The sequence below is a fragment of the Fibrobacter sp. genome (assembly GCF_045131395.1).
Lineage (GTDB): Bacteria > Fibrobacterota > Fibrobacteria > Fibrobacterales > Fibrobacteraceae > Fibrobacter.
Genome location: NZ_JBGUQY010000024.1, coordinates 273,729 through 296,405, shown reverse-complemented (window position 1 = coordinate 296,405; position 22,677 = coordinate 273,729). Strand labels below are relative to the sequence as shown.

General features: G+C 53.1%; 17 protein-coding genes and 1 tRNA gene. 10 read left to right on the top strand and 8 right to left on the bottom strand.

Going from position 1 to position 22,677, the window contains the following annotated elements:
* Nucleotides 1–116: 116 nt before the first annotated feature.
* The 7 genes from ACJMNB_RS07810 (at nucleotide 117) to ACJMNB_RS07780 (ending at nucleotide 11,770) form a co-directional block, all read left to right on the top strand.
* On the top strand, nucleotides 117–3,503 hold the full coding sequence (locus ACJMNB_RS07810; RefSeq protein ID WP_405340982.1) for a hypothetical protein: 3,387 nt from the start codon (nucleotides 117–119) through the stop codon (nucleotides 3,501–3,503).
* Nucleotide 3,504: 1 nt separating this feature from the next.
* Nucleotides 3,505–4,383 (top strand): formylglycine-generating enzyme family protein, encoded by an 879-nt coding sequence (locus tag ACJMNB_RS07805; RefSeq protein ID WP_405340979.1) that lies wholly within the window; start codon nucleotides 3,505–3,507, stop codon nucleotides 4,381–4,383.
* 34 nt (nucleotides 4,384–4,417) lie between these two features.
* Entirely contained in the window at nucleotides 4,418–4,957 is a 540-nt protein-coding gene (locus ACJMNB_RS07800; protein WP_405340976.1) for a copper resistance protein NlpE N-terminal domain-containing protein, read from the top strand.
* A 2-nt stretch (nucleotides 4,958–4,959) separates the two neighbouring features.
* Nucleotides 4,960–5,727, top strand: coding sequence for a LytR/AlgR family response regulator transcription factor (locus tag ACJMNB_RS07795; protein WP_405340973.1), 768 nt, complete (start codon nucleotides 4,960–4,962; stop codon nucleotides 5,725–5,727).
* Nucleotides 5,728–5,821: 94 nt separating this feature from the next.
* Complete coding sequence (gene lepB / locus ACJMNB_RS07790) at nucleotides 5,822–7,225, top strand: signal peptidase I (RefSeq protein ID WP_405340970.1); 1,404 nt, start codon at nucleotides 5,822–5,824, stop codon at nucleotides 7,223–7,225.
* A complete protein-coding gene (locus ACJMNB_RS07785) occupies nucleotides 7,225–9,018 on the top strand; it encodes an Ig-like domain-containing domain (RefSeq protein ID WP_405340967.1) in 1,794 nt (597 codons plus the stop codon). Before lepB ends, ACJMNB_RS07785 begins: the two co-directional genes overlap by 1 nt.
* Nucleotides 9,019–9,043: 25 nt before the next feature.
* Complete coding sequence (locus tag ACJMNB_RS07780) at nucleotides 9,044–11,770, top strand: helicase C-terminal domain-containing protein (RefSeq protein ID WP_405340964.1); 2,727 nt, start codon at nucleotides 9,044–9,046, stop codon at nucleotides 11,768–11,770.
* A 21-nt stretch (nucleotides 11,771–11,791) separates the two neighbouring features.
* Here the strand turns inward: ACJMNB_RS07780 and ACJMNB_RS07775 are convergent, their stop codons facing one another.
* Nucleotides 11,792–12,940, bottom strand: coding sequence for a diguanylate cyclase domain-containing protein (locus ACJMNB_RS07775; RefSeq protein ID WP_405340961.1), 1,149 nt, complete (start codon nucleotides 12,938–12,940; stop codon nucleotides 11,792–11,794).
* 115 nt (nucleotides 12,941–13,055) lie between these two features.
* Here ACJMNB_RS07775 and glmM point away from each other — a divergent pair, with 115 nt between their 5' ends.
* The gene (glmM, locus tag ACJMNB_RS07770) at nucleotides 13,056–14,396 is read left to right on the top strand and encodes a phosphoglucosamine mutase (protein ID WP_405340958.1); all 1,341 of its coding nucleotides are present in this window, start codon (nucleotides 13,056–13,058) and stop codon (nucleotides 14,394–14,396) included.
* A 252-nt stretch (nucleotides 14,397–14,648) separates the two neighbouring features.
* Here the strand turns inward: glmM and ACJMNB_RS07765 are convergent, their stop codons facing one another.
* Entirely contained in the window at nucleotides 14,649–16,193 is a 1,545-nt protein-coding gene (locus ACJMNB_RS07765; RefSeq protein ID WP_405340955.1) for a T9SS type A sorting domain-containing protein, read from the bottom strand.
* A gap of 220 nt (nucleotides 16,194–16,413) precedes the next feature.
* Nucleotides 16,414–16,785, bottom strand: a complete 372-nt coding sequence (locus ACJMNB_RS07760) for an Hsp20/alpha crystallin family protein (RefSeq protein WP_405340952.1) — start codon at nucleotides 16,783–16,785, stop codon at nucleotides 16,414–16,416.
* 122 nt (nucleotides 16,786–16,907) lie between these two features.
* Here ACJMNB_RS07760 and ACJMNB_RS07755 point away from each other — a divergent pair, with 122 nt between their 5' ends.
* Both ACJMNB_RS07755 and ACJMNB_RS07750 read left to right on the top strand, forming a co-directional pair.
* Nucleotides 16,908–17,036, top strand: a complete 129-nt coding sequence (locus ACJMNB_RS07755; RefSeq protein ID WP_405340949.1) for a hypothetical protein — start codon at nucleotides 16,908–16,910, stop codon at nucleotides 17,034–17,036.
* The gene (locus ACJMNB_RS07750) at nucleotides 17,026–18,744 is read left to right on the top strand and encodes an MATE family efflux transporter (RefSeq protein WP_405340946.1); all 1,719 of its coding nucleotides are present in this window, start codon (nucleotides 17,026–17,028) and stop codon (nucleotides 18,742–18,744) included. The genes ACJMNB_RS07755 and ACJMNB_RS07750 overlap by 11 nt, the downstream gene beginning before the upstream one ends.
* Here the strand turns inward: ACJMNB_RS07750 and ACJMNB_RS07745 are convergent, their stop codons facing one another.
* The 5 genes from ACJMNB_RS07745 to pyrC all read right to left on the bottom strand — a co-directional run bounded on the left by ACJMNB_RS07745 (nucleotide 18,745) and on the right by pyrC (nucleotide 22,633).
* Nucleotides 18,745–20,049 (bottom strand): TolC family protein, encoded by a 1,305-nt coding sequence (locus ACJMNB_RS07745; protein ID WP_405340943.1) that lies wholly within the window; start codon nucleotides 20,047–20,049, stop codon nucleotides 18,745–18,747.
* Between the two features lie 105 nt (nucleotides 20,050–20,154).
* A tRNA-Val gene (locus ACJMNB_RS07740) sits at nucleotides 20,155–20,229 on the bottom strand.
* Between the two features lie 46 nt (nucleotides 20,230–20,275).
* Nucleotides 20,276–20,740 (bottom strand): PTS sugar transporter subunit IIA, encoded by a 465-nt coding sequence (locus ACJMNB_RS07735; protein ID WP_405340940.1) that lies wholly within the window; start codon nucleotides 20,738–20,740, stop codon nucleotides 20,276–20,278.
* Between the two features lie 99 nt (nucleotides 20,741–20,839).
* A complete protein-coding gene (locus tag ACJMNB_RS07730; protein ID WP_405340938.1) occupies nucleotides 20,840–21,604 on the bottom strand; it encodes a type I 3-dehydroquinate dehydratase in 765 nt (254 codons plus the stop codon).
* Nucleotides 21,605–21,631: 27 nt separating this feature from the next.
* Nucleotides 21,632–22,633 carry a dihydroorotase gene (pyrC, locus tag ACJMNB_RS07725; protein ID WP_405340935.1) on the bottom strand — a complete coding sequence of 334 codons (1,002 nt, stop codon included), beginning with the start codon at nucleotides 22,631–22,633 and terminating at the stop codon, nucleotides 21,632–21,634.
* Nucleotides 22,634–22,677: the final 44 nt, after the last annotated feature.

Below are 22,677 nucleotides of genomic sequence, written 5' to 3'. Positions count from 1 at the left end.
CCTAGGAAAACAATTTCTCATAACCCGCAACAAATATATTAAATAATGAGTATATCCTGCCCTTTTCGGGCTTCTGGCCTCTATCTTGTAAGTTCTACTTTTTGTAAATTATGGTTATGAATTTGAATGCTAAGATTTTTGCATTGGTTTTTGGGCTATTCTCTTGTGCACCGTTGTTTGCTGCGGATACGCTCCAGGTGTATGCGATTCGCGTGCAGTTTGCCGAAGAATCCCCTGACAACAGCTTGACTACGGGAACGGGACGTTTTGATTCGGACCAGAGCAAGAAGGGTGACTACAAGTTGGACCCTTCGGGCATGCGCAACAGCGTGTCTTACTGGAAAAAGCATTTTGACTTTGTGAACGCCTACTTTAACAAGGCGAGTAACGGGAATGTGGTGATTGACGCCCACATTTTCCCGAAGTCCTCCAGTGCCTACAAGCTGAAAAAGCAGATTATCGATTATAACCGTACAAGCAAAATGAAAGGCGAAAAGACTGCGGAATTCGACGAGGCCCGCAGCCGTGACTACCTGCAGTTTATTTATGATGCCGTGACGACTGTCCATGAGTCGGGCGAATCTCCTTTTAGTGAACCTCTGTCGAAAAATCCGAATACCAAGCGCGCCTACATGATTATTCATGCGGGGGCAAGCCGCCTGGTTGATGGCGGTAGCATGGGAACTCGCGGTGCCGATACGCCGGGCGACTTTATGGATGCCTACATCGAGAAGGCATATTGGAACTACCTGCCGGATACCCTCGATGGATTGGCCTCTCGCAAGGTGGGCAAGGATTCCACGGTGGTAGAAGGCCTAGTGCTGGAAGGTGCTGCCATAGATACGCTGCGTTCAATTATGGTCACCAGCGAAACCGCTTCGCAGGATGGGCTGAACTGGGGCGTGAACGGAATTCTGGTGAACCAGGTGGCCCGTGAACTTGGGCTCCCGAGTACTTTTGACGTGGTGAAGGGAATTAGCCGCCTGGGTTATTATGACGTGATGGACTTTGCGGGCTACAATGCGGGCAACGGATTCTTGCCTGCAATGCCTGCTGCATGGGAACGTGCCTACATGGGCTGGAGCAACATGAAGGAAGTCCGCCCCGTGGCTGGCAAACCCGTGACAGTTGAAATTTCGGCGGCGGGAACCGGTGGCGATGTAGAAATCGTGAAGGTGCCCCTGAGTGCAAGCGAATACCTGCTGATTGAAAACCGCCAGCGCAGCTGGAATAAGGATGGCGAGGTGAGCGTGTCGTTGAGCGATGACGATGAAAGCCTCGATACCACAGTCACGACGGTGCCTGTAGACAGCTTGCACCTGGTTTTCCAGGACAGCGTGAACTGTGAGAAAAAGTGTACAGTCAACAAGAAAAAGGCGAAGGGCATCATTGTTGACGTGAGCAGCTTCGATGCGGGTATTCCCGCCAGCGGCATTGTGGTGTGGCGCGTGAATGACTGGTATTTGCGTCAGACCCTGGAGTATGGCGTTGCGAATTTCTGGGGTGGCGATACCCTGCGTGACCACCAGTTCGGCATCGCCATGGTGGAAGCCGATGGAATTTTGAGTATCGGCAAGACCTTCAAGAACGCCTTGGGCGAAGATACTTACGATTACGGCTCCGGCACGGACTTGTTGCCCCACTTGCGCAAGCCTGCGAAGGATTCCAAGCTGACGTTTGATACGGTGACAACCATCGGGTCGACGGGTTATGCCAATACCAAGACAACCCAGGGCGGTTACACCGGTATCAAGGTCAAGGTGAATGTACCGAAAAAGGCCCGTATCGAAAAGACGGCTAATGCCTTTATGGGCGATAGCGTGGTGAATTTTGGGGCGCAGAAGATTAGCGTGACCATCAGTATCGATGACGGAAGCATTGACGGCTCCCAGTTCCCGCGCAATGTGGGCCTTGCCTCGGCTGTGCGTGGCGCCGTGTTCGTGGACAATCCTGAAAAGGAAGGCGAAAAGCTCTTAGTGGTGGGCGCCATGGACGGAACGCTGCAGGTGTTCAATGCCATGGGCGATACCCTGTTCCCGGCAGATACGGTAATCAAGCAGATTACGTTGACCCGTAACAATGCCGAAAAGGAAGTCCCGCTATACCGCGTGGGCGCAAGTTATGGCCCGCTGGTAGGCATGGCAAGCGATGGCAAGGACGTGTATAGCCTGCATAAGAATGCCCTCGTGAAGACTAGCTTTGTGGGTGGACTTCCGACGCAAGAATCGATTAGCATTGATCCTGCATTAGCAGGGCCGATGATTGTTGATGGGAATATTTATTATACGACAACCAAAGCCCCCTTTATCTACAATATAAAAGAGGGCAAGGCGACCGCCCAACGGGCTGAAGGCGCTAGTGTTTACCGTACAGATATAACCGATATGGCATACTGTGGCACTGCCGATGGCAAGCCGGCTATTGCTTACTATTCGGCCTTGGACGGCTCCGCTTATTTACATGGTGTCGAAGTGAAGTTGGGTGACCGTAAAGGAGAAACCTACCGTATCGCCTGTACCGATTTGAATCGTGATGGCAAGGAAGAAGTGATTGCGCTCGGAAGTCGCGGATCTATTGTTGCTTCAAGTGCAACAAGAGAAAAGAACAACGTGAATTGGGAAAAAAGCTACAAGCGTGGCGCCGGTGGCACTAGCGGGCTGAAGGACGAAACTTCCGGCATTGCCATTGGTGATATTAACGGTGATGGCTATCCAGAAATTGTATTCCTTGGCGACAACCTGGTGTATGCACTGGACCGTTCCGGTCTCCCCATTGCCGGTTTCCCGGTGAAAATTTCCCGCGGTACGCCAGTCTTTGGTTTCTTCAGCGATCCTGTGATTGTTGACGTGACGGGCGACGATGTGCCTGAAATTCTGGTGCCGACGAGCAATGGACTGGTGTTCGCATTTACCGGCAAGGGCAAACAGGTGACGGACGGGTTCCCGATTGCGGCGGGCAGCTACGAAGACATGGATTCTACGAGCGTGATTCAGCCAATGAGCATCTTTGTGGCGAATGCCGTTTCGGACAAGAAGTCCGCCGGCCCGGAACTTTATGCTCTGCATCGCAATAGCCTGTCGGCCTACCGCTTGCGTAGCGCTTCTGCTGATGCGGCGTCTTCTGTTGCCGCGTGGACCTTGCCGGCCGGCGGTAACGAGCGTACGGGCTATTTTGACGCCTCTAAGCTGGGCGACGTGAAGAAGGTGGAACCGAAGGACGAAATCTCGGAATTCTTCATGTTCCCCAACCCGGTGCGTGGCGGCAATGCGAAGGCCCGCTTTGAAATCGGTGCGGCCGCGAAAAACGCCACCCTTGAACTCTATGACATTACCGGCCTTTGCGTATTCAAGGCGAAGTTGAGCGATGTCAAGCAAGGTCGCAACCAGTTCGAACAGCTTGACTTGAAACACTTGGGTTCCGATGTCTATACGGCGCGACTCAAGGTGAAATTCGAAAGCGGCAAGACCAAGCAAAAGCTCTACCGCGTGGGAGTGGTTAAGTAATATGTTGGCCCCTTTGATTGCAGCTTCGCTTTTCGCTTTCTCCCTGATGGCCTGCACGGCTACCGGTGATTCTGCGGATATGACGCCTTCCGGCTTGAATGGCGGTGACAATGGCGGCAATTCGGGGAACGGCAACAAGGATAACCCGGGCGGCGATTCCCAGGATTCTACGACCCTTTCTGAACTGGTGGAGATGGTGAACGTTTCAGCCATGGGCATCACCCGTAACGACGTGGTTTTCTCGGTAAGTGCCTATTCCATCGGTGCCACCGAAGTGACCCAGGGTTTATACCGCAAGGTCATGGGGGCTATTCCCAAGGAAGATTCCTTAGGGGATGATTACCCGGTTTTCAATGTAAGCTGGTATGATGCCGCCTTGTTCTGTAACGCCCTTTCTAAAAAGGTGGGCCTCGATACGGCTTATGTGTACGAATCCCTTAACGCTGGCGGAGAACTGGTGGGCTTGTCCATCAATTATGCTGCCGAATCCGTAAGGCTCCCCACCGAAATGGAATGGGAAATTGCAGCCCGCGCAGGGACCTTGACCACCTATTACTGGGATACCGATGTGGCCTCCAAGTACGCTTATTATGGACAAAGTAAAGGTCCGACGAAGGTGGCCGAATATATCCCCAACGATGCAGGTCTTTACGATATGGCCGGGAATGTGGCCGAATGGGTGAACGACTGGTATTATGCATACCCGACGGTGTCCCAGAAAAACTACAGCGGTCCTGACGAAGGAAACTACAAGGTGCTTCGCGGTGGTGGCTGGTCCGATAAGGCTCCGGCCTTGGCTACGGGTGAACGCGAGAAGAAAGACCCCAAACATCGCAGCCAGACAATCGGCTTTAGAATTGTCTATTCTAGCGGCATTTAATATAAACGCTGTTATTTTTGCTACATTGTAAACCATGATGATGCTTAAATCTATGGTTTCTCCTGTTGCAAGAGTGGTGCTGCCGCTTTTTGCTGTTTTGGTAATGGCTTCTTGCGAAGAAGAGGCAAAGTCGGATCCGCTGCCGAATCTTCCGTCTATCGAAATCCCCAAGGAAGTTCCGGGACTTTATTCCGGTAGCCTGCCCTGCGACGATTGTACCAGCCGCATGGTTCGCATGACCCTTGGCGAAGACAGCTCGGTAGAAGCAATTCAGTTGATTTTGCGCGATACCATGGAAACCGATTCCTTGAAGGGAACCTATTCTGCTTCGGACAGCACGATTCGTGTGACGCTCGAAGGCGGTAAAGGCCATTGGAACTTCAAGCGTGCCAAGTTTGGCAATTTGCATTATATGACGGCTGCCGGAACCGTGTACGAAGACAAGGACGGAATGAAGGCCGAAATGATTCGCATTTTTAAGGTGGCGCCGAAGCCTGCCGCAAAGGATACTGCAAACGAAAAGGATTCCACTGCTGCAGATACGGCTAAAAAGGAAGAACAGCCCAAGGAGTAACTATGCAGTGTACCGCTCTTGTAATTGACGACGAACCGCTTGCCCGCAAGCGCATGATTTCGCTGTTGGAACCCTATTCTTCTGAAATCGAGATTTTGGGAGAGGCCGGTTCCGGTGCGCAGGCCGTCAAGATGATACACGAGATGATGCCCGATGTGGTGTTTCTGGATATCCAGATGCCTGACATGGATGCTTTCGAAGTGCTGCACTCCCTGCAGGGCGACGATGTTCCCCTGGTGATTTTCACGACGGCTTTCGATAATTTTGCATTGAAGGCCTTCGAAGAAAATACGGTGGACTATCTTTTGAAGCCGGTGGCTCCGGAGCGCTTGGCGGCCTCTATCGAGAAACTTCGCAAGGCGATTCCGCAGGTAGACGACACGACGATTCCCGCCGACTTGAATTGGGAAAAGTTGCGTAACCTTGTGGACATGAGCGGACTTTACCTTCAGCGCTTGCAGGTGAAGGTGGGCGACCGCATTGTGTTTGTGAATATTGACGAAGTCATCCGTTTCCATAGCGAAGAAAAGTACACCACCGTTTACACCGTGAACGGCCAGTATGTAATTGATACGACGCTTGTGGAACTCGAAAAGAAGCTGGACCCGAAGCATTTTACGCGTGTACACCGTTCCCACATTGTGGCAATCGACTACATTGCTGAATGCCGCAAGGGCGATGCCGGCTGCATGGTCATGGTGCTCCGCGACAAGGCGGCGACCCAGCTGGTGGTGAGTCGTTCGCTGGTCAAGAAGATTAGAACGCTGTAAAAGGATGCGGTGCGTTGTGTCATCCTGAGCAAGTGAAACGCGCCGAAGGATCTAATTTTTTAAATTTTATCTGAATTTTTTTATTCGGATTTTTATGGAAAAAGATAAACAGCCGATGGCGTGGAAAAAGTTTGTAAAAGGCCTGCTCCGGGAAATCATTGTACCGGTGGCGTTGGCCTTGATCGTGATTCAGTATGTGATTCAGGCCTTCCAGATTCCGAGCGGGTCCATGGAAGACACCTTGCATACGGGAGACTTTTTGCTGGGCCTCAAGTTCACTTACGGCTCTCCGATTCCCTTTAGCAACCAGAAATTCCCCGGTTATGCGTACCCTGCCAAGGGCGACGTGGTGATTTTCCGTTACCCCGGCGAGCCGGAATACCCCGATGGCAATCCGCAGCGTTATACTCACTTGTTTAACGCCCTGATGTTCGGGAACCTCTACTGGGATCATGAACCTAAGGCCGGTCAGCCCCACTTGATCCATTACGCCGATGGTCCGAAGGACTATATCAAGCGTTGCGTGGCTGTAAGTGGCGATACGGTGGTTGTACACAAGGGTCGTCTTTTTGTGAATGGCGAAATGCAGAGTACCTTGCCCGGCCGCGGCAAGTACACGGCTGCTGCCCGTACTTTCTCGCCCCGCGACGAACGGGAAGAATTCGTGGTGCCGTCGGTGGGCGACAGCTTTACGGTAAGCGACATGCCGCTGGAAAAGTTGTGGTGGCTGCGTTCCCTGGTGGCACAGGAAAATCCTGACGAAACGGTGGAACTGGATATTTCGCTGTGGAAGGATTCCGTCGAGATTGACAATTACGACTTCGAAGAATTCAAGATTCCGGTGGAAAATGACCGCGGCCTTGCGCTGAATGAATTCTTCCGCAGGAACCGCACGGTGCTGCAACAGCGCCTTACCCAGGGCGATACCATTTCGGGCCTGATGTCCTTTGCGTACTTCAAGGAACTTTCGCGCATGGCCTATTTGCCCATGATCGACCCGAACCTTCAGGGTGGCTTTATGCGCCCGGTGAGCTACATGGCCTTTGAAGGTTCTTTGCTGAGAGACCTGGAAGGTAACGTGGCCTTGTTGAACCAGGCCGAAGAAGACAACGCCGGTACCGTGGAACTCGTCGAGGTGGACGCTCCTCAAGATGGCGCTGCTACCGTGGAAGGCATTGCAGGCGATACCCTGGATGCCCCGGCAAAGTCCAAGTTTGAAATCCGCCGCCGGTTGCTGGTGGGTGGCAAGCCTATCGAAAGCTACGTGGTGAAGACTCCCCAGTTCTTTATGATGGGCGACAACCGCGACAATTCCGCCGACAGCCGTTACTGGGGCTTTGTTTCGCTCCGCAATATCCGCGCCAAGGCTTTCGTGATTTACTTCTCCTTCGAAAATGACGACGAAGCCTTTGCCCTGAAGAATCCCTTTACTTGGTGGAGGCTTCCGTTCCGCATTCGCTGGGGACGCCTCGGCAAGATTATCCAGATGATCGATTAATGAAGTTCTCGTTGTTGAAATACGGTGCGGCATTTGCGAGCCTTTCCCTGGGCCTGCTATCGGCCCTGTTTGTGGCCTGTGCTACCCAGGTGGCGCCTAGCGGTGGCCCCGAAGACAAACTGCCTCCCCGTGTGGCGGGAGTGTACCCGGCGCCCAATACGACGAACCATCCCAACGAACTCATGGTGAAGCTGGAATTCGACGAGTGGATTAATGCGTCGATTCCCCGCAGTGCCGTTTCTATTTCGCCGCCTATCGACAAGAAGCTGCGTTTTGAAGTGAGCGGAAAGTCCCTTGTGTTGACTTCCCGGGCGGTACTGGATACGGGCACCACTTACACCATTACCTTTGCGGGCGGTATCAAGGACTTGCACGGCAACGCCTTGGCAAAGCCCTTCCAGGTGGTGTTCTCGACAGGTTCCGTTATCGATTCCCTGACGGTCTCTGGCCGGGTGCTGGTAAACCAGGCCATGGCCCGCAAGAAGGAGTTCCCCAGTATCGGTCTGTTCTTGCTGGGTGAAGAACGCGCTTCCAGGCATTACCTCGAAAAGTATCGCGACACGACCACCAAGGAAATCAGCAAGGATCCGCAGCTGTTGAAGGAACCGCCCCTGTACGTGACCCGTGCCGACAGCGCCGGCCATTTTACGCTGACGGGCCTGAAGGCGGGGCATTATCGCGTGGTCGCCTTTGTGGACGGAAACGGAAACCAGAAAATCGAGCTTTCTACCGAACAGGTGGGCCTCTGGACGGCTGACCTGAATTTGACGGCTGAAACCGCCGATACCCTGTGGATTGCGGTGGCCGACATGGATACCACCAAGCTGGAACTGGAATCGGTGAGCCAGCCTTTCGCCAATGTGCTGGAGGCAAGCTTTACCCGTAGCGTGTATTTTGATTCTGCCTTTGCGGATACGGCAAACTGCCACTTGACTTCGCCCGAGAACAAGAAGCTTTATCCGAAGCTTGTCTACATGAGTGCCAGCACCAACAAGCCGCAGTTCTACTTTGACCCGGCTCCCAAGGGAGAAGTGCTGTACAAGTTCGTGTGCGAAGGGGCGAAGGATTCCATGTTCCGCCCGCTGGATACGCTCCGCAACGAGGTGGAATGGGAATGGAAGAAGATGGAAGGGGATACGCTTGCGCCCAAGGTTTCTGGCGTAAAGACCAATTCCAAGGCGAAGACCCTTTTCCCGGACGATTCCCTGATTGTGTATTTCAACAAGCCCAAGCTGGATTCGCTGACCCAGACGTTCTATGTGGCAATCAACAAGGATACGACCCAGGTGCAGGTGAAGCAGCTTGACCCGGTGCGTTTCGCCGTCGAAAAGACGGCCCCCTGGAATACGGACATCACGGTGCATTTCTTGATGGGCTACCTGGATACGACTCTTGCCGTGGCCGATAGTACCGGCAAGCGCGATACGGTGGTGGAACTCAAGTACCAGAAGCTGCAGAAGTTCGAAACGGTAAGCAAGCTCAAGTTCGCCAAGCTTCGCGGAAAGATTCCCAATGCAAAGGCGAAGGCCATGGTGCGCCTGCTGTCTGCCGAGACGAACCAGTATTACCTGGAACACTGCAAGGAAGACGGCAGCTTTAGTTTTGACGACCTTGTGGAAGGCGCCTACTTGATGGATTATTATTACCCCGAAGAGGGCAAGGACTTGCCCGATGCGGGTTCTGTGGAACCGCTGCGTTACGGATCTGCCTGGCGTGCCATTAGCGATACGCTCAAGGTCAAGAACGGCGAGAATATCCTGGATAGCTTGGTGAAAGATATTCCGGCTTTGTAGCGGTTAAAGTTTTACGAGGAATCAAATGGAAAATAAATCATTCGTTGCAATTGACCTGGAAACGACGGGCCTCGATTTTGAAAAAGATGAAATCATCGAGGTGGCGCTGGTTCGTTTCGAAAACGGCGTGGAGTCGGAATCGGTCGATTACTTGGTTAAGCCGACGAGTGTGACGCTCCGCCCCTTTATCGAAAGCCTTACGGGCATTAGCAACGCTGACCTGGAAACGGCGGAACCCTTTGCCGCCGTGGCCCAGAAGATTTATTCCTTTATCGGGGACTTGCCTATTGTGGCCCACAATGCCATGTTCGATTCCAAGTTCCTGAAGCAGACTTTTGCCAAGGTGGGCATTTCTTTTGAAAACCATCCGGTGTGGGATTCCCTGACGGTTTCCCGCATTGCCTACCAGAACGTGCCGAACCATCGCCTGGATACCCTGGTGCAGGAACTGGGCATTGAACGGAGCCGCGCGCACCGCGCCTTGCCCGATGCCATTGCGTGTGGCGAACTGTTTGTGATGGCGCTGGACAAGATTGCAAGTTCGGACCCGTGGCTTGTGGATGCCCTGTCGAAGGTGGCCAGGGGTTCGGACTGGTCGCTGCTGTGGAAGGAGTCGGAGACTGCTTCCGAGTTGCCGGCCTACAGGCTGCCGGACGTTCCTCTTGAAAACGCTCCCGTGAAAGAGCGTGCGCCCCGGGTGAGCGAGTTCTTTAAAGAAGACGGTCTCCTTTCTACCAAGGTGGAAAATTACCAGGCCCGCCACAACCAGCAGGATTTTGCCTCGGTGGCGGAACGCAATATGCATAAGGGCGGCCTCTGCGTTTTGGAAGCTCCTACCGGTTCGGGCAAGTCCCTTGCCTACCTGGTGTCGGCTGCCTGCAAGGCGGTGTCGGGGGAGCGAGTGGTCATAAGCACCGCGACCCGGGCACTGCAGGAACAGCTCTGGAACAAGGATATTCCGCTGGTGGCAAGCCTGTTCGACGGCAAGTTGAAATCTGCCGTACTCAAGGGCCGCGAAAACTACCTGTGCCTGCGCAAGTTCGAAGAAATCCTGAAGGCTCCGCAGAACCTGCTGCTTGCCGACGAGCGGGATTCCTTCATGGCCATTGTGCCCTGGGGGTTCGCTACTGAAACCGGCGACGTGAACGAATGCAATTCCTTTAGCCAGGGCCGCAATCGCGTGCTCTGGTCCAAGCTGGCAAGTTCTGCAAAATCTTGCCTGGGCGAAAAGTGCCCCCATTACAACAAGTGCCCAGCACTCGCCGCCAAGCGCCGCGCCATGAATTCCAACTTGGTGCTGGTGAACCATTCCCTGTTCCTGGCGGACATGGCACTGGACTTTGCGCTGCTCCCGCTGTACGAACACATCGTATTCGACGAAGCCCATAGGCTTCCGCAGGTGAGCCGCCAGGCCCTTGGCCGTACCATTTCTTTCTTCGCCCTGCGCAACATTATCAAGACATTGGTTCCTTCCAGGGGCCACGAAGTGGAAAACCGCGACGGTCTTGTGGCCGAACTGGAAAAGCATATTCCCGTGGAAGAAACGGAACTCCACGCAAGCTGCGTGAACCTGACCGAATCCTTGTCGGAAACGGAAAAGGCCTTGCACCGATTCTTCATGAAAATCGGCAAGAAGCTTTCCAAGCAGAAAAATACCCGCAACGGCTTTACCTACACTTCGGGCATTATGGCCGAATACGAAGCCGACCCCGCCACCTTTATGGACCAGGGCCTGAACGCTATCAAGCAGACAGAGAACCTGGCTTCGTCCCTTGCCGCCGACAAGAACCTTTCGGGCCTCTTGAGCGACATTAACGGTCGCATGACGGAACTTTCCCGCTTCTTGCAGGACTTTGAATTTGTTGTGAAGGCGGGTCGCGATGATTGGGCCTTCTATATGGAAGAGCCCTTCAATCCCCATACCATCAAGCTCCATGCAAGTCCGCTGGATGCAAGCACCACCTGGAAAGAAAAGTTCTATCCCTGGATCAAGTCTGCCACCTTTACTTCGGCCACCCTTTCGGTGCAGGGCGACTTGAGCTACTTCGTGCAAAAGATGGGCATGGATTCGCTGGGCGGCAAGAAGACTCCCTTCTTGCGAGTCTATACCGAGGTTGCGAACAAGGACGAACGTCGTTCTGTCATTTTGGCCAAGTATCTGCCCAAGCCCTCGCTCCCTGAATACAACGATGCCGTAAACGAGACCCTCTGTGCGGTACTCCCGGAAGTGGAAGAAAACACCATGGTGCTCTTTACCAGCATTTCTGCGATGATGAAGGCACAGGCCGCCTTGGCTCCGCTGTTTGCCGAAAAGAACAAGCTGCTCCTGTGCCAGCACGTGGACGGCTCCCTGGATGGTCTCGTGGCCATGTTCCGCAAGTCCCGTGGCGCATGCCTGCTGGGTTGCCAGAGCCTGTGGGAAGGCGTCGACTTCCCGGGCGATGCCCTTAAGCTCCTGGTGATTCCGAAGTTGCCATTCCCCAACCCGGTGGATCCGCTGGTGGCCGGCATCAGCAACAAGATGAAGGCCGAAGGCAAGAACGCCTTCAAGGAATACTTTGTACCCGAAGCCTACATGGAATTGCGTCAGGGGCTTGGCCGCCTGATCCGTTCCGAAGAAGACTCGGGCAAGGTGCTGATTCTGGATAACCGCATTGTGGTCGAACACTACGGCAAGAGCTTCGCCCGCATCTGGAACAACAAGCAGACTGTTGTCAATTCTGTCGAAGAAATAAAGGCTGCTCTGAAGTAGCCCGAATGATGCTCAAAAAAACTAGATGTTGTCGCGGCGGTTATATTGCAGCTGCGTGTAATAGCTGGTCTTTTCTTCTTGCATGGACCTTGTGATATCGTCGATGAAATCTTCCATGCTCTTGGAAGGATCGTAGCTTTGGCTGCAAATGCAGGTAGAAAGCTTGTAGGAATTGCTGAAGGTGTTGATTTCGTTCAGGCTCGACTTGATGCGCGTAATGCACATGCTTACGGCCATTTCGTTGGTGGTGTTGATGAAGGCGATGAATTCGTCGCTTGAATAGCGAACGATGAGACCCAATTCTCCCACGGCCCGATTCAGGATTTTTGTCATCTTGACAAGGACCTTGTTTCCGACAACCCTTCCGTAATCCAGGTTGATTTTTTTGAAACCGTTGATGTTTACGAGAATGCCTGTAACATGCAGGTCTTTCTTTTTCTTGTAATCGCGCCCAAGGTTTGCCAGGTAGGCGTAATTGTAAACGTTGGTGAGCTTGTCCCTAAAGGCGAGTTCACCATGGATTGACGAGAACAATCCAGCAATTGCAATTGCCGTGCACGAAGAAATGGTGGAAATGCCGTAAAAGAGCGATTGGGCGATTGTGCCTGCTATAATCGGGAAAAAGAAAATCCAGATAGGGAACGATTTGAGGGGGCCACCCTTGTGCTTGCAGATGAAGTAGATGACAAGGCTGTCCACCAAGAGGCCGTAATCGATGATGGTGTAAATCCAGAAGTATCTGCGTGTATAGACGTTGTTCGCGGAAACGTCAAAAATAATCGGGACGAAGTTGTTGAGTATGACGAGTACGAGCCCAAGGACGATGGTAAAGCCTAGAACGTTGCGGTGGGCTATTGAAAAGTGGAAGTTCAGGTGTTCGGCAAGGAACAGAAGCCAGAAAAAACAACTGAACATGTTGGTGAGGTACAGAAGGTCATTGCTGCCGTAAACGAATATGCGGGCGATGGTTCCGAGGCGGCCGTCGGCGGTGTAGGCGATGGGGTCCAATACGCAAGTGCAGAACGTAAAGAGTAACAGTAGCTGGAGGTATGCGTTTTCGGAACTTCTTTCTTTAAACCGCCAAATGCTGCCTGCTAGCAAAATGCCAAGTAGGACTATGCCGAAAATGTTTGTGGCATAAACCGCTGTCAGTTCAAAAGTCTGTTCCATAAAGATCCCCTTCCTTAATATAATCAAAAAAATGCCAAAAGTTTATAATTTGTGTACAAAAAAGGAGGGGTGGCCCTAAATTTTTTTATAATTAGGGTAAAAAACGGAGTTTCCAATGTCCAAGCTAATGCGTTCTATTTCGGGTATTCGCGGAATCGTGGGCGATACCCTTACCCCCAAGGTTTTAAAGAGTCATGTGAGCGCCTTCTTGCAGATTACAGGCGCCAAGCGCGTGGTTATCGGTCGCGACAGCCGCCCGACCGGTGATGCCATTAGCCAGTTCGTGGCGGGCATTTGCCGCCTTTCTGGCGTAGACGTGGTTGAAGTGGGCCTTTCTACGACGCCCTCTGTGGAAATCCTTACCACCGAACTGAAGGCCGATGCCGGCATTATCATTACGGCAAGCCACAATCCGCTTGAATGGAACGCTCTCAAGTTCTTGAATAACAAGGGCTTGTTCCTTGGTCCCGCCGATGTCAAGAAGTTGTTCGAACTCGCCGATGCCGACAACTTTGATTATCCCGACTACCGTAACATGGGCAAGTACGAGTTCATGAAGGATGCCGACGGCGTGCATGTGGATGGCACCCTGAAGATTCCTTTTGTAGACGTGGAAGCCATCAAGGCCAAGCATTTCAAGGTGGCTGTAGATGCCGTGAACGGTGCAGGGTCTTACATTGTACCTCGTTTGTTGGAACAACTTGGTTGTAGTGTGGTACGTGTGCATTGCGAACCTGATGGAACCTTCCCCCGCGGCGCCGAACCCATTCCTGAAAACTTGGGTGACCTCCGCAAGGCCGTGAAGGAAAACGGCTGTGCCGTCGGTTTTGCCGTTGACCCCGATGCGGACCGCTGCGCCCTCGTCGATGGTTTAGGACAAAGTATCGGTGAAGAATATACGCTGGCCATTGCCACCGAAGAAGTGCTTAGCCAGAAGAAGGGAGGCGTCTGCGTGAACCTTTCTACCAGCCGCATGAACCAGGATGTGGCCGAAAAGTACGGCTGCGAATTTAGCCGTGCTAAGGTGGGCGAAATTAACGTGAGCCTGCAAATGATCGAAAAGGGCTGCGTTATCGGTGGCGAAGGAAACGGAGGCGTGATTCTCCCGGCCCTGCACTATGGCCGCGATTCCTTGGTGGCTGCCGCTCTCGTGCTCAGCTGGATGGCCCATCACAATGGTGGCCCGGAAAAGTTCGTGGCTGAAAATCCGTCCTATGCCATGCCCAAGAAAAAGTTCGAACTTGGCAACAAGTCCGTGGCTGAAATCTTGCCGAAGGTGAAGGCAGAATTCGCCGGCTGGGATATGGATGAACGTGACGGCCTGTGGCTCGGTAAGGAAAAGTCCTGGGTGCATGTGCGCGCCAGCAATACGGAACCGGTGATTCGCGTGATTGCCGAAGCTCCTTCCGCAGAAGAGGCAGAATCCCTCTGTTCCCGCGTTGAAAAACTCATCTAGTTTGACTATTTGATTTTTTCTTTGTTCATTTTGAGCTCGCTTTTTAAGCGAGCTTTTTTTTGCGATATCACTTTTTTTAGCGATAGAGCCGAGCGGTCATGTGTGAGCAAAAAGCCCCAAGCGTTAAGCTGGGGCTGTTGCGAGAGCGAGCGCTCGGGGGACGTACTTAGTATGATTGGGCGCGAGCGGTTATATAAAGAAAGCCCTCCGAACGGAGGGCTTTCGAGGTTGGAGTGTGTGTAGGAAAGATTCTTAGAACTGTTCGAAGAATTCGTGGACGGTCTGCGGAACCCAGGACTTGTTCCAGCTGTTGCTATTGTAATTGCTGTAATCGCCTTCGTCGTGAGCCGGCCAGCGGTGAGGACCGTTCCAGCTACAGAACTTTACCGGGAAACGCGGATCGACGTTCTTGAAGTCGTAACAGACGTGTCCGGCTTGGTTGTTGCCGATTTCTTCGGGCTTTTCGCTGCTTGCGTCAGTGAATTTTCCGTTGGCGTCGGCCTTGCCGTTCCTCTTCAGGATTCTCGGGAGGGCGCTGTTCTTTGCGCGGTTGTAGTCACAGGTGCCGTCGCCTTTACCGTGCACGAGCATCCAGGCAATCGGCAAGTCCTTTGCGTCATAGCGGCCCGTTCCTGCACTCGGGAGCCAAATGTTGTAGTCTGCGACTGCATAGACGGCGACAGCGCGAAGCCTTTCCTGCATGTCCTGAGCGAGGGAGTTCGTGAACATGGCGCCGAAGCTGAAACCTGTTGCGAACACGCGGGTGGTGTCGACGCAGTAGTTGTCGAACATCGTGGTAATCATTTCGTCGACAAACTGGTGGTCATCCTTTCCGTTCCATGTACCGTTATCGTTACCCTGCGGGGCTACGAAGATGTAGTCGCCGTTCTTATCCAGTTGCTGCTGGCCATAGTACGGAGTCGGATGGTCGTAGTCCGGAGAATGGTGTACGAAGTCTTCTGCCTTGGAGCCCATGCAGTGGTTTGCAATAAGAAGCTTGTGGGGCTTGGTGTTGTCGTAGTTCTTCGGCAAGGTGATGAAGAACGTACGGTTCTTTCCGCCAACGTTAAGAGAGAACTGTTCGCCGTTTTCGACTTTTCTGTTGGACTTCAAGGAAGATGCCTTGCCGCAACCCTTACTCGGGCGCGGGGTGTTGCCGAGGGCGTAACCGAAAGCATACGTCTGTTCGGAAACGACTTCGTTAAGCTTGATGTTCAGCGTTGTGTCGAGGGTAGGGAGGAATATCTTGAGGCTATCGTAGCCTTCTTTTGCAATGCTCAAGGTGTCTGCGTCGCTGTCCAGTTTCAAGAGGGCCTGGCGGTTCTGCTTGACATAGCCCGAGAAATTGCCGGAGGCGTTAAAACGGAATGTTTCCTGGGTGGAACCCAGCTTGACGCGGGCCATGTAGGTACCCTGTGCCTCGATGACGGAATTCAGGTCTACGGTGCCTGCACCTTGGAAGGTCTGGGCGAAAACCTGGTTGCCGAACATGTCGAAAATCTTGACCTGTACGGGGGAGTTACCGTTCTGGGCGAAGTTCAAGACGCCGTTGTGCATGCTGAAGCTTCCTGCACTACGGGCAGCGTTTAAATGCGTCGTTGCTTCTTCAAAGGTGAACTTACCCTGTTCATCAGTGGTAGTAGCCTTGTTTCTCTTGAGAAGCTTCACGTCTGCGTCTTGAATGGCCTTGCCGTCGCTACTAGCGGTGACGGTGCCCTTCAAAGTATAAGCGGAAGCGGTGCCACACATCGTGGCAAGAAATGCTGCAGAAAGCAGCGCGGAAAATGATTTACCCATACTTACTCCTTTTTGGTCAATAAACCCAATTTGCCCCAAACTCCTTCCGACCCCAAAAATATATTCCTGTGTAAGGAATGCTGTTAATTTAGTTTATCGTGCCGTTGACAATATATCCATAACAATTTTTTTACACAAAAAGACCCCTTTCGGGGCCTTTTTGGGGAAGGAGTATGATGAAAAAATAAAGTTTTTACACGAATTTTTGGGTTTTTGCTCCTTATTCGATGGTCAATTTGCGGGCGGCAGCCTGCTGCTTTTTGGCCAAGTTGAAGGACAAAACACCGTTTTCGAGGCTGACCTTGATGTTTTCGGTGTCAATGTCGTCGGCCAGGCGGAAGCTACGTTCGTAGGTGAACTTGCCATCCTTGCGGGCACGGGTTGCCTTGACGGTGATGATGTTCTTTTCGACCTGGACGTCCAAATCTTCCTTCTTGACGCCCGGGATTTCGACTTCGAGCATGAAGCCGTTTTCGACTTCGTAGTAGTCGGCCTTGGGGGTGTAGCAGCATTCGTTCTGGGCGTTGGCTGCGTTCAAGTTGTCAAGGAAGTTCTGGATGCCGTAGAAAGTGTTCGGGAAAAGCTGTGTCATAATTTTAACCTCTTTTGGTTGTGGGCCCGAGCTTTGGTAGTTTGCCTTGGCTTGGCGCCCTGTTTTTGTTTACACCCCCTTAATAGCAAAAGGCGTGCCAACTTTTGAATTTGGGTGCCTTGATGCCAAAACGGGTTGTTTCCGCCAAGGCAATGCAAAAAGAAACGCCCGCTGTTTCAGGGGCGCAACATCCGGTGTTTATTTTTGGAATTTGCCCTTTTTTTGTTAAATTAGATGAAGATGCTTATTAAAAAGACATTCTCCGGGAAGCGGTTTCGCGCCATGCTCATGACGGCATCGATTTCGGTTTGTGCCGAAATCGCCAATGTCTTTGTGGATAAGATTGTCGCTGCCCAGTTCCTTGGTGAAAAGGCGCTGGCTTCCATCTCCTTCTTTTCGCCCCTGTTCTCCTTTATCTTTTTCCTGAACGCCCTTGTGGCCGTGGGGAGCCTGGCTTGCTATTCCATAGAGCTTGGCCGCATGAACAGGGACCGCGCGAACAGGTTCTTCGGTCAGAGCATCCTGTTGTCGTTCCTGGTGGGAACGTTGATGGTGATTCTCTTCGCTTTTGGAAAGGGCGTCATGTTCCGCTTTATGAACGTGGATCCGGAGCTGTTGCAATATGTAGACGAATTCTACGGCTGGTTCCTGGGAATAGCCTTTTTCATGCCCTTTTGCAATGTCTTGCAAGAGATGATCTTTGCCGATGGCGATACCAGGGTTTGCAATGCCTCTTACGCCGTGCTCCTTGGCGGAAACATCGTGCTCTCGTGCCTGCTCTGTACCCGCATGGGCATGTCGGGGATTGCGCTTGGCACCCTGCTTTCGGTGGTGCTTAGCATTGCCGTGCTCTGCATGCATTTTTTCAGGAAGAACAACAGCCTCCGGTTTGTATGGCATTTCAAGATTGCCGATGCGGCGCGGACTTTCCGCTTTAGCATGGCGGAAGCCTGCGAGTACCTTTATTTCTCGTTGCTTGCGGCCCTGTTGAATTTCTACTTCGTCCAGCATTTCGGTACGGACAAGCTGACCGTGCTTTCCATTGTGTACGAAATTGTGGAGGTGAGTGTCATCTTCAACGGCATTTGGCTTGCCGCTGAACCCCTCATCAACATTTACCGTGGCGAAAGGAACGGCAAGGGAATCTTGCAGACCATGAGGTTTGTCAACTGGTCGATTCTTAAGGAAGGCTTGCTGGTTACGGCGTTCCTCTTGATCTTTGCTCCCGCCTTGACCCGGCTTTTCGGTATCCATTCCGAACCCCTGGCCGGTGAGGCCACGTTTGCAATCAGGGCTTGCGCTGTGGGCCTTTTCCCGCTGGCCGTGGTCAAGACTTACGCCTGTTACCACGTGCATGAACTGCCCCTGCTCTCGTTCCTCTTTATTTCTTTGGTGATGTTCGTTTGCCCCTTTGCCAGCGTGGTCGGCATTCATGTCTGCCTTGGCGATGGTGCCCTGTGGGGCGGTTTCGGCGTGGCTCCCTTTGCGGCGCTGGCCTTAAGCATCTGTATTCATCTGCTGATTCATGGCTGGGAACATTTCCCGCTGGAACTGAAGGAATTTTCCATCGGCAATTATTGGCACATGCATGACATGGAGCTTACTCCCGGGAACCTGATTGCCTACCGTAACAAGTTCAGCAAACTGTTGACTCGCCGCAGCGTCAGCTCGGACGTTCGAATCAAGGCCATGCTGATTCTGGAAGAACTGGGAATGGTGATTTACGAACGGAACAAGAAAAGGAAGGTCTTTGTCGAAATCGACGTGAACCTGAAACCCGGAGACATTACGCTGGTAATCAAGGATGACGGCGTGCTGATGGACTTGACCGATTTTGAACAACGTGTAACGGACTTGCGCATGTACCTTGTGAACATGTTCATGACGGTGCAAGAAGACAAGTGCTATTTGCTGACTTCCAGCTACAACCGCCACGTATTCCGTTTTGACCGGAACTGATTAATCCAACTTGCCCTGGTAAAGATCCAGCAGCTTGCGGGAAAGCAGGCTGGTGTACTTGGCGTTGGTGAGAGTGATTCTGGCTTTTTCCAGGTTGTTCTTCTGGGCCAGGAAATCCGTATAGGTAAGGGCGCCGGCGTTGCGCTGTTCTTCGGCCACGGTGAGTGCTTCGGCTTCGGCCTGCACCTGGAGGATTGCGGCCTTCCACTGCATGTCGGCGCTCATGGCGTTCAGGTAAAGTTTTTCGAGATTGTTTTCGAGGGTCTTCAAGTCTTCCTTGAGGCTCACCTGGGATTCAGTCTCGCTGACCTGGGCCTGCAGGACCTTGTTTGTGGTGGCACCGCCATCGATAATGGGAATGTTGATGCCCAGCGTGATGGAATTCTGCCAGCCGTACTTGAGCTGGTCCTTGTAGGCCTTGGATTGCCAGGCCTGCAAGCCCGTGCTGGAATTGGCGCCGAGGGTCACGGTAATGGAGCTGCCCTTGCCGGCGACCTGGGTGTTCTTCTGGGCGGCGCGGACCGATACGCTGTCGGATTTCAGTCCGGGGTGGGCGTTCTGGGCGTCGGCCTTGAGCTGTTCGTAGGTGGGCAGCGGTTCAAGGGAATCGGGGCTTTCGATATTGGTTTCGGGGGCGACCACCTGGAATTCGGCGTTGTCTTCCAGTTCCAGAAGCTGCCTGAGGGTGGTCTTGGCGGTGCTTACCGAAAGCTGGGCCGTGAGTTGCGACGTCTGCTTTTGCAGCACGTTGGACTGGGACTGGGTCAGGTCCTTCTTGGTAATGGAGCCCGCTTCGTAAAGCTTGCTGTAGTGTTCGAATTCGGCCTGGGCCAGTTCCACCGAGGCGTCGGCGGTACGAAGGTTCTCGCTGGCGGCCAATAGGCTCATGTAGGCGTTCAGGACGCTTTCTTGTACGCTGCGTTCGGTCTGCTGGGTGGCAAGTGCCGTCGCTTCTTTAGTGAGCGTCTTGGATTCCACATTCAGGCTGGTGGCGCCGCCGTCCCACAGGGTGTAGGAACCGGAAATACCGAGGTTCAGGCGGTAATGGTCCTCGTTGTAGACAAAGGGGTGGTCGTAGAGCGTGTTCTGGATATTTGCGCTCACGGTGGGGTAGTTACCCGTCTTGGCCTGCTTGATAGAGATGTCGGCAGATTGTTCCCGGAGCTTAGCGGATTCCAGTTTGAGGCTGGCCTTCTTGGCTTGCTTGAGGCAGTCCTCCAATGTCCAGGTGCTTTCGGCAAAAGTCGCCGTTGCGAGGGCGGCTGTCGTAAGGAATGCAGAAATGAGGACTTTGGTATTGATCATGCCTTTTAGATGCTCTTGGAACTTGAATAGTTGCGTTGAATGGTGACAAAATAACAAAAAATGGTCCTAAACAAAAAAGACCCCGTTGAATGGGATCTTTTTTAGTGGACGGTACTGGATTTGAACCAGTGACCTCTGCCGTGTGAAAGCAGCGCTCTAAACCAACTGAGCTAACCGTCCGAGGTAGGCGCAATTATAGAAAACTTTTTCTAGGTTGTCAAGGGGATTAGAGGTATTTGTCCTCGGCAGCGCGGAGAATGGTCAGGAATTCTGCCGGGTCCTTGGAGGCGATGAGGTCCTTGCGGACGCCACCGTCGGCCAGAAGACGGCTTACGGAGGAGAGAGCCTTCAGGTGGGGGCCTACGGTGTTGCCGGGGCTTACGATCAGGATGATCAGGTAAACCGGTTCTCCGTCAAAAGAAGCGAAATCCAGGCCAGCCTCGATAGTGGCGGCGGCCATGCACATGCGGTCCACACAGTCAATCTTGGCATGGGGGACTGCCAGTCCGCAACCGATACCGGTAGAACGGCTCTGTTCGCGAGTCCATACGGCATCGAAAATTTCGTCGCGGTGTTCCAATTTGTAGGCACTGCAGAGCGTATCCACCAGCTCGTTCAAGACTTCTTCCTTGGACGTGCTCTTGGAATTGATCAGAATGCAATTGTCGACAAACCTTTCGGAAAGACGCATAATGAATTCCTTTTGATGTTTTCAATATGGATATTTAGCAAAAATAAACGCCGTTTGGACGAAAAAAGCCTTATTGGAACGAAAAAATATCAAAAAAGGCTAAAATTGATTCAGAAAGGCCAAAATTTCCATCTCGGAGTGCATGTTTTCGGCTTGATCCAGGGCCCGGCGCATAATGGAGACCTCGATTTGCCCGGGGGCCTCGGAATGGCCGATAGAACCGTAGGTGAGGTTGGCGCCCTGGTTCAGGGACCAAAGGCGGCTGACCTTGCCGGTTTCGCCCATGCCGAAGGCGGCGAACATCTGGAATTTCTTGCCGAATTTTTTTGCAAACTTGTACAGGCGGTCGCAATCAACGTCGGAATTGCTCATGGCGGCAATCTTCAGGCCCTGGGCGCCAACACGCTTCACGTCGTCGGCGAAGGCTTCCAGTTCAATGTCGTTGGGAATGCGTTCGAAGTTGTGTTCCGAAATGAGCAGGCCCACGCCTATGGGGAAGGCCATGTCGTTCAGCGCCTTGAAGTCGCTGAGACAGTCCCGTTCCAGGTCCAGCCATTCGGGAACCTGCTTGCCCGAAAGGATTTTCTTCCACAGGTCCATGCGTTCGACGACCCGTTCGTCGGCGAACTTGCCACCGTCCCGCTTAAGGCGGATGGTGCCGATTTGCAACTTATTGGGAACTACGTGGCGGACCCTTTCCGAAAGGGTATCCCAGACCGATTCGTCGAAGAAATCGTAACGGATCTCGATGGCGTCGCAGCAGTCCAAGTCCAGGCGAACCGGATGGAACAGGTCTTTTTCGGCAGCTTCGAGAACGTCAGGGCCCACAAGGCCTACAAGGTAATTGCGAGAAACGGCTGGCATGGCGCAAATATAAAAATTCCACTGCTTTTATACAAGCTTCCAGTCCAGTTCCTGACCGGCGGCGAGCGGGACCACGCCGTTCACGATGGCGGGCACGGTCCATTTTTCGCGGACGACCTCGATCTGCTTAGTCGTGCGCGGAAGGCCGTAGAAGTCGGCGCCGAAGCCGGCGATGAAATTCGGGAGCTTGTCCAGGTGGCCAGCCCTTTCGAATTCTTGAACCAGAAGGGGGATGGCGACCGGGGCGCTGTAGACGCCCGCTGCCCCGCACGGGCATTCCTTTTTGCCCAGCTGGTGCGGGGCAGAGTCCGTGCCGAGGAAGAACTTGGGATTGCCGCTGAAGGCGGCTTCGCGGATGGCGGCACGGTCTTCAGGCCGCTTCGGCAGCGGCTTGCAGAAATGGTGCGGCCTGAGGGCGTCTCCGACGATGTCGTCGAGAGTCATCATCAGGTGATGTACCGTGAAGGTGGCGGCCACGTTTGCGGGCAGGCGCTTTACGGCCTCGACGGACTTTGCAGAACTCAGGTGTTCAAAGACAATCTTTAACTTCGGAAACTTTTCGGCCAGGGTTTCGACGCGCTTGATGAATGCGGGTTCGCGGTCCAGGCAGAATTCGCCGGGCTCTTCGCCGTGCACGCACAGCACGAGCCCCAGCTTTTCCATCATGGCGACCACGGGGAAGATTCCTTCGAAATCGCTGATGCCGTCGGCGCTGTTGGTGGTGACGCCGGCGGGGTAGTACTTGCCAGCCACCACGCCCACGGCCATCATGTCCTTCAAATCCTGTTCCGTATAGTTCGGGTTCAGCTTGAAAGTCATGAGCGGAACAAAATCAGGGCGCACGGCCTTTGCCGCATCCAGAATCTGGGCCTTGTATTCGGCGATGGCCTTGGCAGAAGTCATTGCCGGAACCGTGTTGGGCATAATGATGGCACGGCCAAATTGCTGAACCAAGTCGCGAACGTAACCGGGCATGAGTTCGCCCTGTCTCAAGTGAGCATGAAAATCATCTGGCAAAGGAAGAAACATTTTTAGTAACCTTTTTTATAAATGTGAGATGTGTGATGTGAAAT

Bases quoted from the DNA above. Each gene is read 5' to 3' on its own strand.
- ACJMNB_RS07760 (WP_405340952.1), bottom strand. From the start codon at position 16,785: ATGACACAGCTTTTCCCGAACACTTTCTACGGCATCCAGAACTTCCTT.
- ACJMNB_RS07785 (WP_405340967.1), top strand. From the start codon at position 7,225: ATGAAGTTCTCGTTGTTGAAATACGGTGCGGCATTTGCGAGCCTTTCC.
- ACJMNB_RS07775 (WP_405340961.1), bottom strand. From the start codon at position 12,940: ATGGAACAGACTTTTGAACTGACAGCGGTTTATGCCACAAACATTTTC.
- glmM (WP_405340958.1), top strand. From the start codon at position 13,056: ATGTCCAAGCTAATGCGTTCTATTTCGGGTATTCGCGGAATCGTGGGC.
- ACJMNB_RS07755 (WP_405340949.1), top strand. From the start codon at position 16,908: ATGCCAAAACGGGTTGTTTCCGCCAAGGCAATGCAAAAAGAAACGCCC.
- ACJMNB_RS07810 (WP_405340982.1), top strand. From the start codon at position 117: ATGAATTTGAATGCTAAGATTTTTGCATTGGTTTTTGGGCTATTCTCT.
- pyrC (WP_405340935.1), bottom strand. From the start codon at position 22,633: ATGTTTCTTCCTTTGCCAGATGATTTTCATGCTCACTTGAGACAGGGC.
- ACJMNB_RS07795 (WP_405340973.1), top strand. From the start codon at position 4,960: ATGCAGTGTACCGCTCTTGTAATTGACGACGAACCGCTTGCCCGCAAG.
- ACJMNB_RS07730 (WP_405340938.1), bottom strand. From the start codon at position 21,604: ATGCCAGCCGTTTCTCGCAATTACCTTGTAGGCCTTGTGGGCCCTGAC.
- ACJMNB_RS07780 (WP_405340964.1), top strand. From the start codon at position 9,044: ATGGAAAATAAATCATTCGTTGCAATTGACCTGGAAACGACGGGCCTC.
- ACJMNB_RS07735 (WP_405340940.1), bottom strand. From the start codon at position 20,740: ATGCGTCTTTCCGAAAGGTTTGTCGACAATTGCATTCTGATCAATTCC.
- lepB (WP_405340970.1), top strand. From the start codon at position 5,822: ATGGAAAAAGATAAACAGCCGATGGCGTGGAAAAAGTTTGTAAAAGGC.
- ACJMNB_RS07745 (WP_405340943.1), bottom strand. From the start codon at position 20,049: ATGATCAATACCAAAGTCCTCATTTCTGCATTCCTTACGACAGCCGCC.
- ACJMNB_RS07765 (WP_405340955.1), bottom strand. From the start codon at position 16,193: ATGGGTAAATCATTTTCCGCGCTGCTTTCTGCAGCATTTCTTGCCACG.
- ACJMNB_RS07750 (WP_405340946.1), top strand. From the start codon at position 17,026: ATGCTTATTAAAAAGACATTCTCCGGGAAGCGGTTTCGCGCCATGCTC.
- ACJMNB_RS07805 (WP_405340979.1), top strand. From the start codon at position 3,505: ATGTTGGCCCCTTTGATTGCAGCTTCGCTTTTCGCTTTCTCCCTGATG.
- ACJMNB_RS07800 (WP_405340976.1), top strand. From the start codon at position 4,418: ATGATGATGCTTAAATCTATGGTTTCTCCTGTTGCAAGAGTGGTGCTG.